Source organism: Ensifer sp., assembly GCF_035999135.1.
In the GTDB taxonomy this organism is placed as follows: Bacteria; Pseudomonadota; Alphaproteobacteria; order Rhizobiales; family Rhizobiaceae; genus Ensifer.
In genome coordinates this window covers 93,075-109,010 of the sequence record NZ_DASYGZ010000114.1, presented here as the reverse complement: position 1 = coordinate 109,010, position 15,936 = coordinate 93,075, and the positions used below count along the sequence as shown (strand labels likewise).

The window sequence follows — 15,936 nt, the reverse complement described above, 5'->3', positions numbered from 1 at the left end:
CATGTTGATCGGGCGGGCCCAGCCGTTCTTTTCGCAGACCTTCAGGATCTTGGCGAACTGCCAGGTGAACATGGTCGAGACGCCGATGTAGCGCGCCTTGCCCGCCCGCACGAGATCGTTCATCGCCTCCATGGTCTCTTCAACAGGCGTTTCCGTGTCGAAATAATGCAGCATGTAGATGTCGACATAGTCGCTCTTCATGCGGGTGAGCGAACCGTCCATGGCCTGGAAGACGTGCTTGCGCGAGTGGCCGCCATTGTTGACGCCCTTGCCGATCGCGTAGCCGAGCTTGGTGGTGATGATCAGCTCTTCGCGACGCGTCAGGCGACGCAGCACGTTGCACACCACTTCTTCGCCCGCGCCGGCCGAATAGAAGTCGGCGAGGTCGATGAAGTTCACGCCGTTGTCGAGCGCGTGGCCGATGATCGGCTCGCTTTCGCTCTCGTCGTAGATCCAGGGCTTCCAGTTCTTGGAGCCCATGTTCATCGTGCCAAGGCAGAGGCGCGAGACCTTGAGGCCGGATTGGCCGAGACGGGTATATTGCATCAGATCAGGCTTTCGGATTGAGCGTTGGGAGGATGTGTTTCTTGAAGGGACCGAGCAGTTCAGTCGCCGAAATAGACCCAGACACCCTTGGTGCGGGTGTAGGATGAGAGCGAATGCACGGCCATTTCCTTGCCCCAGCCGCTTTCCTTGAAGCCGCCAAAGGGGCTTGAAAGCCCATAGCAACCGTAGCGGTTGACGAAGACCATGCCGGCGTCCAGCCGCTCGGCCATGCGGTGCGCCAGCGTCACGTTGCCGGTATAGACCCCGGCGGCAAGGCCGTAGGCCGTGTCGTTGGCAAGCGCCACCGCCTCTTCCGCCGTCGAGAAGGGCGTGCAGGAGAGCACGGGCCCGAAAATCTCCTCCTGAACGATGCGGGCGGTCTGCGGCACGTTCGAGAAGATGGTGGGTCGGATGAAGAGGCCGTCAGCGTTTTCACCTGCGCGGTCATCCCGGCCGCCGGCGACCAGTTCGGCCTCGGTCTTGCCAATCTCGATGTAGTTCATGATGCGGCGGAACTGCGCTTCGTTGCACTGCGGGCCCTGCTGCGTCTCCGCCGCCAGCGGATCGCCGCAGCGCACGGCCTCCGCCTTGGCGATCAGCCGTTCCATCACGTAATCGTAGATGCCCTTCTGGATAAGAAAGCGCGTCGGCTCCGAGCATTTCTCGCCCTTGTGCGAGAACATCACGGTGAAGGCGCGGTCGATCGCTGCATCGAGGTTCTGGGTATCATCGAAGAATATGCAGGGCGACTTGCCGCCAAGTTCCAGCGTCACGGCCTTGAGGTTGGAGACGCCCGAATTCTGCACGATCTTGCGGCCGACCACGGTCGATCCGGTGAAGGAGACCTTGTGCACATTGCGGCTGAGCGTGAGTTGATTGGCCGCCTCGCCATCGGTCAGCACGAGGTTCAGGAGACCTTTCGGCAGGTCGAGATGGCGGTCGATCAGTTCAAACAGATAGAGCGTGGCGAGCGGCGTGAACTCCGACGGCTTCATCACCACGGTGTTGCCCATGGCGAGTGCGGGCGCGATCTTGAGGCTTGCCTGGTAGAGCGGAAAGTTCCACGGCGCGATCAGCCCGCAGACGCCGACCGGATCCTTCGTGGTAAAGTTCAGGAAACCGTCCTCGACGGGGGAAACCTCGCCGTAATATTTGTCCGTCCAGCCAGCGTAGTACTCGAAGATGTCGGCACAGGTCGGAATGTCGTCAACCAGCGCTTCGGCATAGGTCTTGCCATTGGCAAGCGATTCCAGCAGCGAGAGTTTTTCGACGTTTTCGCGGATCAGCCGGGCGATGGCGTTGAGCAGCTCGGCCCGCGCCTTTCGCGACGTCTTGCGGCTCCAGACCTCGCTGCGGTGGCAGCGATTGGCCGCGGCAGCGGCGGTCTCAACCTGGTCCTTGTCGGCGAACGCGATGGCGCAAAGCGACTTTCCAGTCGCCGGGTTCGTCACCGTCCATTCGGCGCCCGCGCCCCGGACCCATTGACCGTCGATATACTGTTTCTTCTCAGTGGCCAGCCAGCGCTGCGCCCAGGCGCGTTCGGTTTCCTGCAACATGTCTTGATGCCTTGCTTTGGGAGAGGGTGATTTTGAGAACGGATCAGCCGGCTTCGGCCTCGGCGACCCTGCGGCGCACGAAGGCGAGGTCGCCCGCGGCCTCCTTCGCAACGGCGGAGGCATGGCTGTAGCCCTTCAATTGCTTCAGCCGGATCAGCGAAGGCAGCAGGCTCGTGGCATTGTCGGCGTTGCGCGCCACATCGGGCCGCATGCCCTCGACGCAATTGCGCCGCAGGGTGGAAACCCCCGCTTCAAGGATCGCGATCATGTCGAGCAGGCCGGTGATGACAACGGCTTGCCACGGGTTGTAGTCCATTTCGCCATGATCTGCGGTCATGATCACGCGGGCCGCGAGGCCGCAGGCGATCATGCCGGCTTGCACCATGAATTCCGGGATCGTCGGGTTGACCTTGCCGGGTATGGCCGACGATCCGGGCTGCACCGCCGGCAGGCGGATTTCACCAAACCCGCCATGGGGGCCGGACGCCATCAACCGCAGGTCCTTGGCAAAACGGATCAGCGTACGCGCGGTCTGCTCGAGCGATCCGGCCAGCGCCAGGAGACGGTCATGCGCCTGCGAGGCGGCAAAGAGGTTGTCGGCGCGAGCGAACCCTGAGGTGAAGCCGGCTTCCGCGAGTTGCTCGTTCAAGACGGCAATGATGCGTGCGAAGAAGGCCGGATCGCAATCGGAGGAACGGCCGATGATGTTGCCGCCGAGACTGATGCGGCCCAGTCCATCGACATCCCTCGACGCCCGCGCCAGGTCGAACCGCAGGCAGGCGGCGACACCACCGAGATAGTCGTCAAAACCGATGTCGACCGCGTCCTGGAGGCAGGTGCGGGCAAGCTTGCGCAGCGGAGCCCATTCGGCACCGAGCCGGTCGAGATCGGCCGCAAGTCCTTCGATTTCCTCCGAAAAACTCTCGAAAGCGGCAAGCGCGGCGATGTGGCATCCAGTCGAAAGGCAATCGGCCGTGGAATGGTTGAGGTTGACGTGGTCGTTCGGATGGATCGGCGCGTAGCTGCCGTAAGTGGAACCGAAAGCCTCGGCATTGGCGAGGTTCGCCACGACCTCGTTGATGTTCATGTTGAACGAAATGCCGCCGCCGCCATGGCAGGCATGGACAGGAAAGGCCTCGGGCCGGGGCGCGGCGAGCAGGCCGTCGATCGCGCGGATGATCGCTTCACCCAGGACCGGCTCAATCGCGCCAGTCTCGATGTTGGTGCGTGCCGCCGCCTTCTTGACCCGGAGCATGGCGTCGAGCAGCCGGGGATAATCGGAGAATCGCCCAGCACCGCCGAGCGGATAGAGTTCGACCGCCCGTTGCGTCTGGATACCGTACAGCGCCGACGCTGGAACCGCATGTGCGCCGATGCTATCGACCTCCTGACGGGTCGCGGGGTGGTCTGGGATCATGAATGCTGTTCTCCTCTCCAGCTGCGCGCATAGATCGAGGATTCTGCACCGCCTGACAAACGACTATCGCGCAGAGGTCATTCCTAAAACTCATGGGATTTGCGCCTCCAGACGGGAGGTGCGAATGCACTGCTCCAAGCCCCTGGCCGTCTTCCAGGCCGACGCGCCGCCGTTTCGCACGGGCAGTGAATTTCGGTTTGAGAGCAATCCGACTATTGAGGTTTTAGGTGCCAAGGTGCTGACGGATTGATCCCTGGCCGGACCGCAAAGCCGCGGTCGCGCGTACCGCACGATCGGTTGAAGCCGTCTTTGCGAATGACGATCCGGCATTGACGTTCCGCATTAGCGAAGGCACGGCGATCGCCCCGGCGCACCGCCTGCCGGAACGTCAGTTGATCCGAGCGCCCCCGGCAGAGAACAGATGGATTTTTTCCGTCTTCGGCGCGAGGTGCACCACTTGGTCGGGGTGCAAGTCTACGCGCCGGTGCAGCACGATCCCCGCCGTCTGCGTGCCGACGCGGACGGAAAGATGCGTTTCGGCCCCCGTTGGCTCGACGGTCAGGACGGTCGCCGGGATACCCGTCTCGGCCAGATCCAGGTCCTCCGGGCGGATGCCATAGGTGCGTGCTTCACCGTGACCCGGCGATGCCGGCAGCGGCAAGGAAACCCCGCCGTCAATGAGAAAGCCGCCATCACCGACGCTGCCTTCAAAGAGGTTCATCGACGGCGAGCCGATGAAAGTGGCGACGAAGGTGTTGTCAGGGCGATCGTAGAGGTCGAGCGGCTTGCCGATCTGTTCGATACGCCCGGCGCGCATGACCACGATCTTGTCGGCCATGGTCATCGCCTCGATCTGGTCGTGGGTGACATAGACGATCGTGGTGCCGAGCCGCTGGTGCAGTTCCTTGATCTCGCTGCGCATGGTCACGCGCAGCTTGGCATCGAGATTGGACAGCGGCTCGTCGAACAGGAACACCTTCGGGTGGCGCACAATGGCGCGCCCCATGGCGACACGCTGGCGCTGGCCGCCGGAGAGCTGTTTCGGCAGGCGGTCGAGAAGCGGCTCAAGGGCGAGAATACCGGCCGCCTCCTTCACCAGCTTGTCGATCGTCGCCTTGTCGCGGCCCTGGAGTTTGAGGGCAAAACCCATGTTCTCGGCGACCGTCATGTGCGGATAGAGCGCATAGCTCTGGAACACCATGGCGATGTCGCGCTCCTTTGGCGCCACCTCGTTGACGACCCGGCCGTCGATCCGGATTTCGCCGCCGCTGATGTCCTCGAGCCCTGCCAGCATGCGCAGGAGCGTGGACTTGCCGCAGCCGGAGGGCCCGACGAGCGTGACGAATTCTCCGTCCTCGATATCCACGGAAACGCCGTGGATGACGGAGGCCGCGCCGTACTGTTTCAGAACGCGATCGATCGCTACCGATGCCATTTTTGTTCCTCCCTCAAAGCTTGAGTTGCCAGATTTTCGCGCCCGTAGCGGCGCCGGTCAGCCTTGCCGAACGCGCAGCGGCAAACCCCGGAATGCGCTTGGTGCCTGTCCAGCGGCCATTGTCGGCGAAGACCTCGATCGAGCCGGCATCGAGGAAGATGCGCAGTTGCGAAGGTCTGGCGCCGGCTGCCAGATATCGCGGCGGCGACTTGCCGGTACCGGCATCGAAGACGATGGCAAGGCCGTCGCCATCGAGCCTGACGCCAAGCGCGGCATCCGGGTGATCGAGGACAAGCTCGAACGCCGCGCCGGGTTCGGGCAACGAGAGCACGATCTCGACAGCGCCGTTGCCGAGCGGCACCGTCTCGCCGGCGGCGAGCGCCGTTTCGTCGAGCAGACTATGGCGCAGGCTTTCGACGGCAGCGACCGGCGGCGTCAGCACCGCATCACCGTCTAGAAGCACGCGACGCGGCAGGGTCATCGCCGTCGGGAAGTCGTCTTTCTTGGAAAAATCCGTCCAGTTGGCAAGCCAGGCAATGCCGACCGGCTCGTCGCCGTCGACGAAGGCCTGGAAGGCGTAAGCGTCCGAGCCGAAATCCAGTTCCTGTTCGAACTCGGATGTGAACGCCCGGCCGTCAAAGCGGCCGACGGTGACGGATGTGAGGTTGCGGCGGCCCGTTGCCGGATCCCGGCTCGTCAGCAGGCCAAAGATCAGAGCCCAGCGGGTCTTCGGATCATCCGCCTTGCCGCCGACGGGCACCATGCAGGGGCATTCCGCCGCAGTCATGCCGAAACGGTCCTCGCGGTGGATGATTCCAAGGAAGGTCCAGCCGGTTGAGCCGTCAGGATCGGCGCTCTCATAGAGCAGCACCACGCCACCTTCACGGTCACGACTGCCGAGCAGCATCTTCCAGCGCCCGTCGGGACCCTTGAAGACATAGGGATCACGGAAGTCGGTGGTCAGATTCAAGCCTTCGGGGCGGACCGGCAGAACCACCTCCGACGGGCCTGCGACAATGCCGTCGCGGCTGAGGGCCGAAAGCTGGATCTGTTCCTCCGGCTGCCGATCACGCACATGTTCGGTGTAGAAGACCCGGATCTCCTCGCCGTCCAGACCTGACATGGGGATGGCCGAACCGGAGAAGGCACCCCCACGGCCATCGTCATTTTCCGAAAGGTGATCCGCCGGAAACAGGAACATCGGCAGATGCGTCCAGCGGATGAGATCCCTTGAGACGGCATGACCCCAGTGCATGGTGTTCCACCGCAGGCCATGCGGATAGTGCTGATAGAAGAGATGTCCGAGGCCCTTGAACCGGCCGAAGCCGTTCGGGTCGTTCATCCAGCCGAAGGGCGGGCGGAAATGATACCCCGCCGGCACCTCGGGCGGCGCCGTGCGGGTATCGTGATGAAGCACGCGGATCCCCTCCTCCAGCACGGTCTGCGGATGGAATGCATAGGCGACGGAGAGCGCCGTTGTGTCGGCATCATAGGCAAGCACCGCGCGGCCACCCGTCCCGTGCGTCACCGCGAAGAATTCGAACTCCCCGTCGCGGCGGCTGGACGGACCGGCAATGTCCACGTCGTCCACGCTGACGAAGAGTTTCGCCGCGCTGCCGCCCGTTCGCGCCTTCAGCCAGAGATGCAGCACCGTGCCGGCTGGGAGCTCGGCCTCGATGACGTCAAGGGCGGAGCTCACGGATCTTGTTTGGACAGTCATAGTCAACCTTTCACGGCGGAGCCGACGAACGAACTTACGAACCAGCGCTGGAAGGCGAGGTAGAGAATGAGGACGGGGATCATCATCAGGACGGACGCGGCCATGGCGCGGTCCCAATAGATGCTGTCCTGTCCGAAGAAGGTGGCGATCGCGACCGAGATTGGCCGGGCATAGTCGGTCTGGGTGACGAGCGTCGGCCAGAGGTATTGGTTCCAGCTCTCGATCCCCATCAGGATCGAGACCGTTGCGAGCGCCGGCAGGCTGAGCGGCATGTAGATCGACCGGTAGATGCGAAACGCCGAGGCCCCGTCCATCTCTGCGGCTTCGTAGAGCTCCTTCGGCAGTTGCGCGAAGAACTGGTAGAACAGGAAGACATAAAGCGGGCTTGCCACCCAGGGCAGGATCTGCACGGCAAACGTATCCGTCAATCCCGCCCGCGACATCATCACGACGAGCGGCATGATGATGCTTTCCTGCGGGATGACGTAGAGCGCGACAACGACCGCAAGGAGAACGGCCTTGCCGCGCAGCGACCCCCAGGCGAGCACGAAACCGGCCATGGAATTGATGATCAGCCCGGACACGACGGTAACGACAAGGATCACCAGTGAGTTGACGAGGTAGCGACCGTAAGCAAGTTCGCCGGAGAAATTGGCGATCTCGCGGTAGTTCGACAGGGTCGGGTCGGCGACCCAGAAGGCGCGAAAACTGCCCATGTCGGCAAGGATGCGGAAGCGATCATCCTTGAGGCTGGCGATAAACAGCATGAAGAGCGGCGAAATCATCACAAGAGCGATGATGAAGATGCAGGCGGTCTGGACGATACGCAGGCCCGTCTTGCTGTTGCCCCGGGGGATGGCCAGCGGGGCCGGCTGGCTGAGCACGAGATCAGACATCGAAGCGCCTCAGGAGTTTGCGCTGGAGAAGCGCGATCAGAAGAACGATGACGAAGAGAATGACGGAGACCGCCGACGCGTATCCGAGCTTCTGTTCCTCGAAGCCTGCGCGCACCATGTAGTGCACCACGGTCTCCGTGCTTTCCTTCGGCCCGCCCTGGGTGAGGATCGCAACCTGCGTGTAGAGCTTGAAGGCCTGGATCGTGGTGATGACCAGGACAAAGACGTGGGTCGGACGCAGGCCCGGCATGGTGACGTGCCAGAAGCGACGCAGCGCGCTCGCGCCATCGATGCGGGCCGCATCGTAAAGCTCTTCCGGAATGCCCTGCAGGCCGGCAAGGTAGATGATCATCTGGAAGCCATAGGCCTGCCAGGCCGACAGCAACACGATGGAGAACATCGCCCAATTGGGATCGCCGAGCCAGTCGATCGGCTGGACCATGCCGCCGGACAGGAAACCGACGATCTGGTTGAGCGGGCCGCTCGGATACTGGAAGAGCGTGCCCCAGATCACGCAGACGACAACCATGGAGGTGATCGCCGGCAGGAAGAACATGCCGCGCAAAAGGTTCTGCATCGGCAGTTTCTGGTGCAGCAGCAGCGCCGTCAGGAACGCGAGGCCGCACTGGACCGGCAGCACCCAGGCGGTGAAGCGGGTAACATTCCAGAGCGAGGTCCAGAACAGCGGGTCGGTGAACACCCGCTGGAAATTCAAGAGGCCGACGAAACGCACCGGCGTCGGGCGCGGTACGAGCGGCTGATTGGTCATCGCCGTCCAGAAGGACAGAAGAAACGGCGTGATCAGGAAGATGGCAAGCAGCAGCACGGCCGGTGCGATCATCGCAACCTCCTGCCAGAACCGCTGCCGGTCGCGCCGCCTGGCGGGGCGCGGCAGCGCGGCCGCGGACGTTTGTTGCAAGGTCATGATCTCCTCCTCATTGCACATCCTCCCGAGACGCAGGGCCGGCCAGAGGGACGGCCCTGCCAAAATCGCCCTATTGCTGCTCGTCGAACGGCGGGTAGCCGGCGTTGTCCTCGATATCCTGGTCGATCTTCTTCGCGGCAGCCGTCAGCGCCTCCTGCGCATCACCGCCGTTGAAGATCTTGTCGACCGCCTGCATGAAGGCAGACGTGATCGTCGGATAGGCCGGGTGCGGCGGACGGGCGACGGCGGTCTTCGAGGCCTGCTCGAAGGCGACGGCGAGCGGCCCACCTTCGGCGTAGAGCGGGGATTCCGCGGCAAAGCTCTTCAGGCCCGGATAGGCCGACTGGGTCTTGGCATAGTCGCGGTAGTCCTTGTCCTTCAGAAGGAAGCTCAGGAATTTTCCGGCAGCTTCAGGGTTTTCGGAACTCGCGGAGATCCCCCAGATCCAGGTGCCGTTCGGGCTGACGCCTTTGTCGCCGATCTTCGGCAGCGGCATGACGACGATACTGTCCTTCATCGCCGCGGCGGCTTCCGCGTAGAACCAGTGCCCACCCATCGCGAGTGCTGCCGGCTGGCCCTCGGCATAGAACTGATTGGTGCCGGACGAGGTGGGAACGACCCAGCCGTTCTTCACCCAGGTCTGCATCATCGTCAGCGCCTTGACGCAGGCCTCGCTGTCGAGCGTGCCGCTCGCCTTCCACGCCTTGCGATCGATCAGGTCGCAACCGGCGCTTTCGAGCAGCGGACCGTAGGCATAGGTGATCCACTCGGTCTTGATGCCGTAGCCGCGGAACGTATCGATCGGCCATTTCACGCCCTCCAGCTTGGAGAGCTTTTCGAGGTAGCCTTCGAATTCCTCGCGCGTCCAGGCATCGTCGACGGATTTCGGAATGCGCGCGCCGATCGCTTCGAGATACTTCTTGTTGCCGTAGAGCACGACCGAGGAATCGGTCAGGCCGATCGCATAAAGGTCCTTGTCGATCGGGTAGGTGCCCTGGGCGATGTTCGAGCCGGTCATGTCGTCGAGCACATCCTTGTCGACGAGTGGCTTGATGGGCTGCAGGTAGCCCGACCAGACGTAGTTGGCGAGAAACGGCGCGTCGAGTTCCATCACGTCCGGCAACTGCTTGGCCATGACGGCGGCGCTGAACTTCTCGTTATAGGCGTCGTGCGGCGCGTAGATCATCTCGACGTCGATGTCGGGATTGGCTTCCTCGAAGCGCTTGGCGACATCACCATAGGCTTTCACCCAACCGGGATCGCCCTGGTGCATGACATGGATGACGGATTTTGCCTCGACGAAACCGGCGCTCCACAAGAGCGCAGAAGACGCGAAAAGCGCACTAAGTAAACGATTACCCAGGTAAGTTGTCATTGATCTTCTCCTCCTATTCAATTCCACAAGAATGCTGGTTGTTAAACCGATGCCCGCTCGACAAGGTGAAACGGCAGCTTTCGCAGATGCGGTGGCTGGGGTTCTCCGGCGAGCAGGATCTCCATGGCGAGGCGGCCCATCGCACGATGCGGCAGGGCCATCGTCGTCAACGGCGGATCGAGCCGCGAGGCCAGCTCGACCTGGTTGTCGAAACTGGCGACCGCGATATCGTCCGGAATTTTCAGGCCGGCGCGCGCAAGCGCTGCATAGACTTCCATCGCGACACGGTCGTTGCCGCACAGAATCGCGTCCGGACGCTGACCGGTGGCCAGCAGTGCCTCGACATGCAACGCGACGAGGCTCGGAGCGCGGTCGCTGTAAACGCTGCGGCGCACGGCCGGAAACACACCGAGCGGATCGATGCCGGCCTCTTCAAGGGCTGCACGAAAACCCTTTTCCCGCAGTGTCCCGGCAAGGATACCCGGCAGGTTGATGAAGGCGATGCGGCATCGGCCGGAGGCGAGCAGGTAACGCACGATCTCACGCGCCCCACCCTCTTCGTCGGGGACCAGTGACGTGACACGCCCGGAGGCTTCGCGGCAGTTGATCATCACGCCGACGGAGCCCGCAAGCGCCGGCGGCAGATCGACATCCTTGTGGTACATGGCGGCATAGGCGACGGCACGAGGCCGGAACTGCTGCACCTCGTCGACGACCGAGCCGATCGACTGTCCGCTGCTGTGGTTGACGGCGAAGACCGCCATCCCGGCACTGCGCGCCGCGCCATCGAGCCCGCGCACGATCTCGGTGGCAAACGGCGACGTGATCAAGCCATCGGAAACGACGCCGACCAGCGGCAGCCATCCCTGGCGCACACCGCGCGCGGCAAGGTTGGTCACGTAGCCCAGTTCCTCGGCGATCGCTTTGACCTTCTTGCGCGTATCTTCCGACATGCGCGCGGAGCCGCCATGCAACGCACCGGAGACTGTCTTCACCGAGACGCCTGCGCGTTCCGCAATGTCAGAAAGCGAAATTGCCACGATGCCTACCGAGCTCCTTGGGTTATCGATTACCCTATAATTCGAACCGCGGTCTTTTGTCAAGCGTTGCGCTCGGCCGAGCTTGCCAGCATGGTCCTGCCACAGGCCGGCCTCGTACGGCACGGCTTCGGCCTGGTCTAAGCGCGGGACATGGTTGATCGCGTTTCGCATTTCCGGTCGAACGTGCCAGCAAGTTAGTATCTCCCCCCGGCGCAGAGGAGATATCATGCGCGCCACACAGAGATGCCGTGCGACCCTAGCGCTCGAAGAGCACATCTGTTGTTGCATATTTCGCAATTCATTCGCAATTATTATTGCAATTCACCGAAGCAATCCGCTCGGCTACACCTGTTTTCACCAAACGAGTTCACCACCGACCAACGAAGACAGAGCACCGGCGCCCTGCTTCAAACCGCTCAATGAGGAGAGAGACCATGTCCAAACTCGAAGTCCTGACCCCGCAAAACAGCCAGCTCATCTTCATCGACCAGCAGCCGCAGATGGCCTTCGGCGTCCAGTCGATCGATCGCCAGGTGCTGAAGAACAACGTCGTCGGTCTCGCCAAAGCCGCCAGGATCTTCGACATCCCGACGACCATAACCACCGTCGAGACCACCTCCTTCTCCGGTCACACCTATCCCGAACTGCTGGCCGTCTTCCCGGAAAACGACATCCTTGAGCGCACCTCGATGAACTCCTGGGACGACCAGAACGTTCGCGACGCGCTGGCCAGGAACGCCGCCAACGGCCGCAAGAAGATCGTCGTCTCCGGTCTGTGGACCGAAGTCTGCAACACCACCTTTGCGCTCTCCGCCCTTCATGATGTCTCCGACTACGAGATCTACATGGTCGCCGACGCCTCCGGCGGCACCTCGCTTGACGCCCACAAATACGCCATGGACCGCATGGTTCAGGCCGGCGTCATCCCGGTCACCTGGCAGCAGGTGCTGCTCGAATGGCAGCGCGACTGGGCCCGCAAGGAAACCTATAACGCCGTCACCGCGCTGGTGAAGGAGCACTCCGGCGCCTACGGAATGGGCATCGATTACGCCTACACCATGGTCCACAACGCCGAAGAACGCGTCACCCACGGAAAGACGATCGGACCCAACCCGGCGAAATGACCCGTCCCCCGCGTCACCCCGGTTTGTCGCCCAGACAAGCCGGGGACGCACAACCTTCAACGCTCGATCCTGTCAGCGCTCGCCTCGAGTGATGCGCCAAACGTCACCCGCATCGGCGGTTCCTTTATCGCTGCAATCGAGCAAATCCTCAGAACTCAAGCGAGAAGGGGCTAGGGCAAATGATGCTGAAGATACTTCGCGGGAAAAGCAATTCATTGACGCTGGCCTTCATTTCCGGGTTCGCCGACGCGCTTTTCTTCATTCACCTGGGCGGCCTTTTCGTCGGGTTGGTCACCGGCAACGTCGTGCTCCTGGGGCTCGGTCTTGTCGGTCACGAAAAAGGTGGCTTGCGCGATCTGCAGATCATGACGTTCCCCCTGTTCATGGTGGGCGCGGGCCTCGCCGCCATCCTCGTCGCGTGGATCAAGCCTCTCGAGCGTGCAACTTTCTGGACGCTCGTCATCGCCGCGACTGCCTTCGCGATCTCCGGCCTTCTTGCGATACTCGATGTTGGACCGGTATCGGCATGCGCCCTCCTCGCCGTCGTCGCAATGGGAATGCTGACGGCTATCGAGCGCCTCGACCCGAGGCTCGGCCCACCCTTTTCGCTCATGACAGGAAACATCGCCGGTCTTGCCGTCGCCGCCGCCCGCCGCATGATCGGCTACAGCGAGAAGCCCGAAGAATGGGGGCAATCGTTGACATCGATCATCCTGGTGCTCGGCTTTGTGCTGGGGTGTGCCGCCGGCGCCTTTGCGCAAGTCACGGTGGGGGTCTCGGGAATGCTGTTCCCTGCGGCCTTGCTGGTCCTGGTCGCGCTTTTCTATTCACCGCAGAACGCGCCGAAGCCGAGCTAGCTCGATGTCACATTGTCCCGTCGTCGCCGACAGATCGAGCTACACACCCCAGACCACCGCCTGTTCGTGTCGATGGATGAGATGCTGCAGCCGGTCGAAGCTGTGACGGATGTGCTCAGAGAAGAGTTCGATAGCGGGTGTGTGGGCCGCAGAGCCGCGTCGCAAAAGACCGAGAGCACGCTCGGGGTGCGGCACGGAAACCGGGAGTGCCGTGATCGATTTTTCATTGCGGAGCGCAAAAACGACGCTGTGGGGCAGGACGGTCAGTGCGTCGATGCCTTTCAGATAATTGACGAGGCTCATCAGCGATCCGCCGGTGTAGCGGATCTTGATCTCCGTCGCCCCGAAGGAGAGCAGCAGGCTGTGAAGGTCGGCGAGTAGCGGACTTCCCGGCGGCGGCGCCACCCAGGGATATTCGAGAAGCTGCGACGGTTGCGGACGGCGCTTCATGAGCAACGGATGGGTCACCCGGCAGGCAACGACGTTTCGGCCCGGCAACACCTTCTGAAACACCAGTCCGGAGCCCTCCTCCAGAATATCGATCGGGCAGATGGCGAGATCGATCTGGTCGCCTTTCAAGGCTGCCCTGAGGTCGGCCATGTAGCCGTAGCTCTGGTCGATACGAACTTCGGGATTGTGCGCCTGGAACTCGGCGATCATTGGCGCAATCAGGGCATCCATGAAAAACGGCGTGCCGCCGACGCGCACGACACCACTCTTTCCGAGCCGAAAACTCTCGATCGTATCGGAGGCCTTGCGAGAGGCGGACAGCATGACCTGGCCGTAGTCTGCAAGCGCTCGCCCGAGCGGGGTCGGCTGAAGTGGCCGCCTTCCCTTGACGAAGAGCGGTTCGCCCAGGCGTTTTTCGAGCATGGCGATGGTGCGCGAGATCGACGGCTGCGACAACCCGAGCAGCGCAGCGCCTTCGGTGACGCCGCCGGCTTTCACCACTGCGGCAAGCTGAACGAGGTGGCGTTCATCGATCTTCATAACAGATTGTTATATTAAGCCCGAGCAAAATCATCAATCGCGCTCTGTGTCCATGTTAGCTTTCTCTTCTGCCAAGTGCCTGGAGGAGTGTGATGCGGGGCTCGATGGTTACAAATCTCGACGAGGCGGCCGTCACCGAGGCTTTCGCACGCAGGCTTGCCAAGGCTGATGATGGATCCCTGCCCTATGTTCTGCGCACCGTCGTTGCCCATCTCCACGGCGTGATCAGGGAACTGCGCCCGAGTTCGGCGGACTGGCGCAGGATGATCGATTTTCTGACGGAGGTTGGTCACACCACGGACGAGCGCCGGCAAGAATGGGGCTTGCTGTTCGACCTCATTGGCGCCTCGGCCCTTGTCGACGAGATCAATTCGCGTCGGCCGAAGCAGGCGACGCCGAACACGGTACGTGGCCCGTTCTTTCGTGCCGACACGCCGCGCCGCGCGTCCGGCAGCGACATCTCACTCGATCATGTTGGCCAGCGACTGGCGGTTTTCGGACAGCTGGTCGACCTCGATGGCCATCCGATCGCCGGCGCCGAGGTCATGACCTGGCAGGCAAACGCCGCCGGCTTCTACGAAAACCAGCAACCGGACCTGCAGCCGGAGTTCAATCTGCGCGGCCTCTTCAAAACGGATGAAGAGGGGCGGTTCGACTATCTGACGGTTCGCCCCGCTGGCTACAGCGTCCCGGAAGACGGGCCGGTGGGCAAGCTCCTTGGCCAGGCGGGGTGCTCGCTCCGGCGCCCGGCCCACCTGCATTTCATCGTCACGGCTCCCGGCTTTCAGACGATCACGACGCATATCTACGACGGCAGCGATCCGCATATCGACGAGGACGCGATCTTCGGCGTCAAGCCGGACCTGGTGCACGAATTCAAATGCTCCGACATCGGCGGCAGGCCCGGCTGGCGGCTGGACTTCAAGCTCGTGATGGCAAGAGCAAGGGAAGGATCGGCGTCGTGAGCAACACGTTCACCTATCAGGGCAATGCGGCGCACATCGTCTTTGGCGAAGGCAAGAGCAACGAGGCCGGCGCCTGGATCGAAAAGCTCGGATGCAGCCGAGCGCTGGTACTTTCGACACCGCACCAGCAGGCAGACGCAGAAGCATTGGCGCAGCGCCTCGGGTCACTGGCCGCCGGCGTCTTTGCCGGCGCGGTGATGCATACGCCGGTGGATGTCACGGCAAAGGCGATGGAAGCCGTCACTCAAAGTGGCGCCGACTGCGTCGTCTCGCTTGGCGGCGGCTCCACCACCGGGCTCGGCAAGGCGATCGCCTATCGCAATGATCTGCCTCAGGTCGTCATTCCGACCACCTATGCCGGTTCGGAAGTGACGCCGATCCTCGGACAGACCGAAGGCGGCCGGAAGACGACTGTTCGACACCCGTCGATCCTGCCGGAGGTGGTGATCTACGATCCGGATCTGACGCTTGGCTTGCCGGTCGGCATGAGCGTGACGAGTGCGCTGAACGCCATGGCGCACGCGGTCGAAGCGCTTTATGCCCGGGATCGCAACCCCATCTCTTCGTTGATGGCGAAAGAGGCTTTGTCAGCCTTCGAGACGAGCCTGCCGAGAATCATCGAGGCGCCACGCGATCGCGGAGCGCGGGCCGAGGCGCTCTATGGCGCCTGGCTTTCCGGCACCGTGCTCGGCGCAGTCGGCATGGCGCTGCATCACAAGATCTGCCACACGCTCGGCGGCACCTTCGATACGCCGCACGCAGAAACCCACGCGATCATGCTGCCGCATACGGCCGGCTACAACGCCGCGGCCGTGCCCGACCTGCTGGAACCCGTGGCCCGGACCTTCGGCGGGTCGGTTGGCGGCGGCCTGTGGGATTTCGCGAGTTCGCTCGGCGCGCCACGCGCCCTGAAAGACCTGGGCCTTTCCGAGGCGAATCTTGATCGCGCCGCAGCCATTGCGACCGAAAACCCCTATTGGAACCCGCGCCCGATCGATCATCAGTCCATTCGGGCGCTGCTGCAGGATGCCTGGGAGGGCAACCGGCCGACGAACTGACGAGACCCTTCGGGAGGAAGGGCACTGGGAGG

At 62.7% G+C, this 15,936-nt stretch carries 15 protein-coding genes; 5 read left to right on the top strand and 10 right to left on the bottom strand.

The window, feature by feature from the left end; genetic code table 11:
* The 3 genes from VGO12_RS13630 to VGO12_RS13620 all read right to left on the bottom strand — a co-directional run.
* On the bottom strand, positions 1–546 hold a 546-nt coding region (locus VGO12_RS13630), incomplete at its 3' end, for an aldo/keto reductase (RefSeq protein WP_327495820.1).
* 59 nt (positions 547–605) lie between these two features.
* Positions 606–2,102, bottom strand: a complete 1,497-nt coding sequence (locus VGO12_RS13625) for an aldehyde dehydrogenase family protein (RefSeq protein WP_327513285.1) — start codon at positions 2,100–2,102, stop codon at positions 606–608.
* Between the two features lie 43 nt (positions 2,103–2,145).
* On the bottom strand, positions 2,146–3,519 hold the full coding sequence (locus VGO12_RS13620) for a lyase family protein (RefSeq protein WP_327513284.1): 1,374 nt from the start codon (positions 3,517–3,519) through the stop codon (positions 2,146–2,148).
* 124 nt (positions 3,520–3,643) lie between these two features.
* Here VGO12_RS13620 and VGO12_RS13615 point away from each other — a divergent pair, with 124 nt between their 5' ends.
* Complete coding sequence (locus VGO12_RS13615; protein ID WP_327513283.1) at positions 3,644–3,769, top strand: hypothetical protein; 126 nt, start codon at positions 3,644–3,646, stop codon at positions 3,767–3,769.
* Between the two features lie 138 nt (positions 3,770–3,907).
* Here VGO12_RS13615 and VGO12_RS13610 read toward each other — a convergent pair whose 3' ends face one another.
* From VGO12_RS13610 to VGO12_RS13585, 6 genes are all read right to left on the bottom strand, one after another.
* Complete coding sequence (locus VGO12_RS13610; protein ID WP_327513282.1) at positions 3,908–4,954, bottom strand: sn-glycerol-3-phosphate ABC transporter ATP-binding protein UgpC; 1,047 nt, start codon at positions 4,952–4,954, stop codon at positions 3,908–3,910.
* A gap of 13 nt (positions 4,955–4,967) precedes the next feature.
* A complete protein-coding gene (locus VGO12_RS13605; protein ID WP_327513281.1) occupies positions 4,968–6,674 on the bottom strand; it encodes a GH32 C-terminal domain-containing protein in 1,707 nt (568 codons plus the stop codon).
* Between the two features lie 2 nt (positions 6,675–6,676).
* Entirely contained in the window at positions 6,677–7,570 is an 894-nt protein-coding gene (locus tag VGO12_RS13600) for a carbohydrate ABC transporter permease (RefSeq protein ID WP_327513280.1), read from the bottom strand.
* Complete coding sequence (locus VGO12_RS13595; protein WP_327513279.1) at positions 7,563–8,495, bottom strand: sugar ABC transporter permease; 933 nt, start codon at positions 8,493–8,495, stop codon at positions 7,563–7,565. The genes VGO12_RS13600 and VGO12_RS13595 overlap by 8 nt, the downstream gene beginning before the upstream one ends.
* A 70-nt stretch (positions 8,496–8,565) precedes the next feature.
* Complete coding sequence (locus tag VGO12_RS13590; protein ID WP_327513278.1) at positions 8,566–9,870, bottom strand: sugar ABC transporter substrate-binding protein; 1,305 nt, start codon at positions 9,868–9,870, stop codon at positions 8,566–8,568.
* A 41-nt stretch (positions 9,871–9,911) separates the two neighbouring features.
* Complete coding sequence (locus VGO12_RS13585; RefSeq protein ID WP_327513277.1) at positions 9,912–10,910, bottom strand: LacI family DNA-binding transcriptional regulator; 999 nt, start codon at positions 10,908–10,910, stop codon at positions 9,912–9,914.
* Positions 10,911–11,344: 434 nt separating this feature from the next.
* Between VGO12_RS13585 and VGO12_RS13580 the strand changes: the two genes are divergently transcribed.
* Positions 11,345–12,034, top strand: coding sequence for a hydrolase (locus VGO12_RS13580; protein WP_327513276.1), 690 nt, complete (start codon positions 11,345–11,347; stop codon positions 12,032–12,034).
* 215 nt (positions 12,035–12,249) lie between these two features.
* Positions 12,250–12,891, top strand: a complete 642-nt coding sequence (locus VGO12_RS13575; protein ID WP_327513275.1) for a YoaK family protein — start codon at positions 12,250–12,252, stop codon at positions 12,889–12,891.
* 39 nt (positions 12,892–12,930) lie between these two features.
* Here the strand turns inward: VGO12_RS13575 and VGO12_RS13570 are convergent, their stop codons facing one another.
* Complete coding sequence (locus tag VGO12_RS13570) at positions 12,931–13,881, bottom strand: LysR family transcriptional regulator (RefSeq protein ID WP_327513274.1); 951 nt, start codon at positions 13,879–13,881, stop codon at positions 12,931–12,933.
* Positions 13,882–13,970: 89 nt separating this feature from the next.
* On the opposite strand from VGO12_RS13570, the gene VGO12_RS13565 reads away from it, so the two are divergent.
* Entirely contained in the window at positions 13,971–14,846 is an 876-nt protein-coding gene (locus VGO12_RS13565; protein WP_414650719.1) for a dioxygenase, read from the top strand.
* Positions 14,843–15,904 carry a maleylacetate reductase gene (locus VGO12_RS13560; RefSeq protein WP_327513272.1) on the top strand — a complete coding sequence of 354 codons (1,062 nt, stop codon included), beginning with the start codon at positions 14,843–14,845 and terminating at the stop codon, positions 15,902–15,904. The genes VGO12_RS13565 and VGO12_RS13560 overlap by 4 nt, the downstream gene beginning before the upstream one ends.
* The last annotated feature ends 32 nt before the right edge of the window (positions 15,905–15,936 follow it).

Coding starts and splice junctions, on each gene's coding strand:
- VGO12_RS13625 (WP_327513285.1), bottom strand. CDS start 2,102: ATGTTGCAGGAAACCGAACGCGCCTGGGCGCAGCGCTGGCTGGCCACT.
- VGO12_RS13620 (WP_327513284.1), bottom strand. CDS start 3,519: ATGATCCCAGACCACCCCGCGACCCGTCAGGAGGTCGATAGCATCGGC.
- VGO12_RS13615 (WP_327513283.1), top strand. CDS start 3,644: ATGCACTGCTCCAAGCCCCTGGCCGTCTTCCAGGCCGACGCGCCGCCG.
- VGO12_RS13610 (WP_327513282.1), bottom strand. CDS start 4,954: ATGGCATCGGTAGCGATCGATCGCGTTCTGAAACAGTACGGCGCGGCC.
- VGO12_RS13605 (WP_327513281.1), bottom strand. CDS start 6,674: ATGACTGTCCAAACAAGATCCGTGAGCTCCGCCCTTGACGTCATCGAG.
- VGO12_RS13600 (WP_327513280.1), bottom strand. CDS start 7,570: ATGTCTGATCTCGTGCTCAGCCAGCCGGCCCCGCTGGCCATCCCCCGG.
- VGO12_RS13595 (WP_327513279.1), bottom strand. CDS start 8,495: ATGACCTTGCAACAAACGTCCGCGGCCGCGCTGCCGCGCCCCGCCAGG.
- VGO12_RS13590 (WP_327513278.1), bottom strand. CDS start 9,870: ATGACAACTTACCTGGGTAATCGTTTACTTAGTGCGCTTTTCGCGTCT.
- VGO12_RS13580 (WP_327513276.1), top strand. CDS start 11,345: ATGTCCAAACTCGAAGTCCTGACCCCGCAAAACAGCCAGCTCATCTTC.
- VGO12_RS13570 (WP_327513274.1), bottom strand. CDS start 13,881: ATGAAGATCGATGAACGCCACCTCGTTCAGCTTGCCGCAGTGGTGAAA.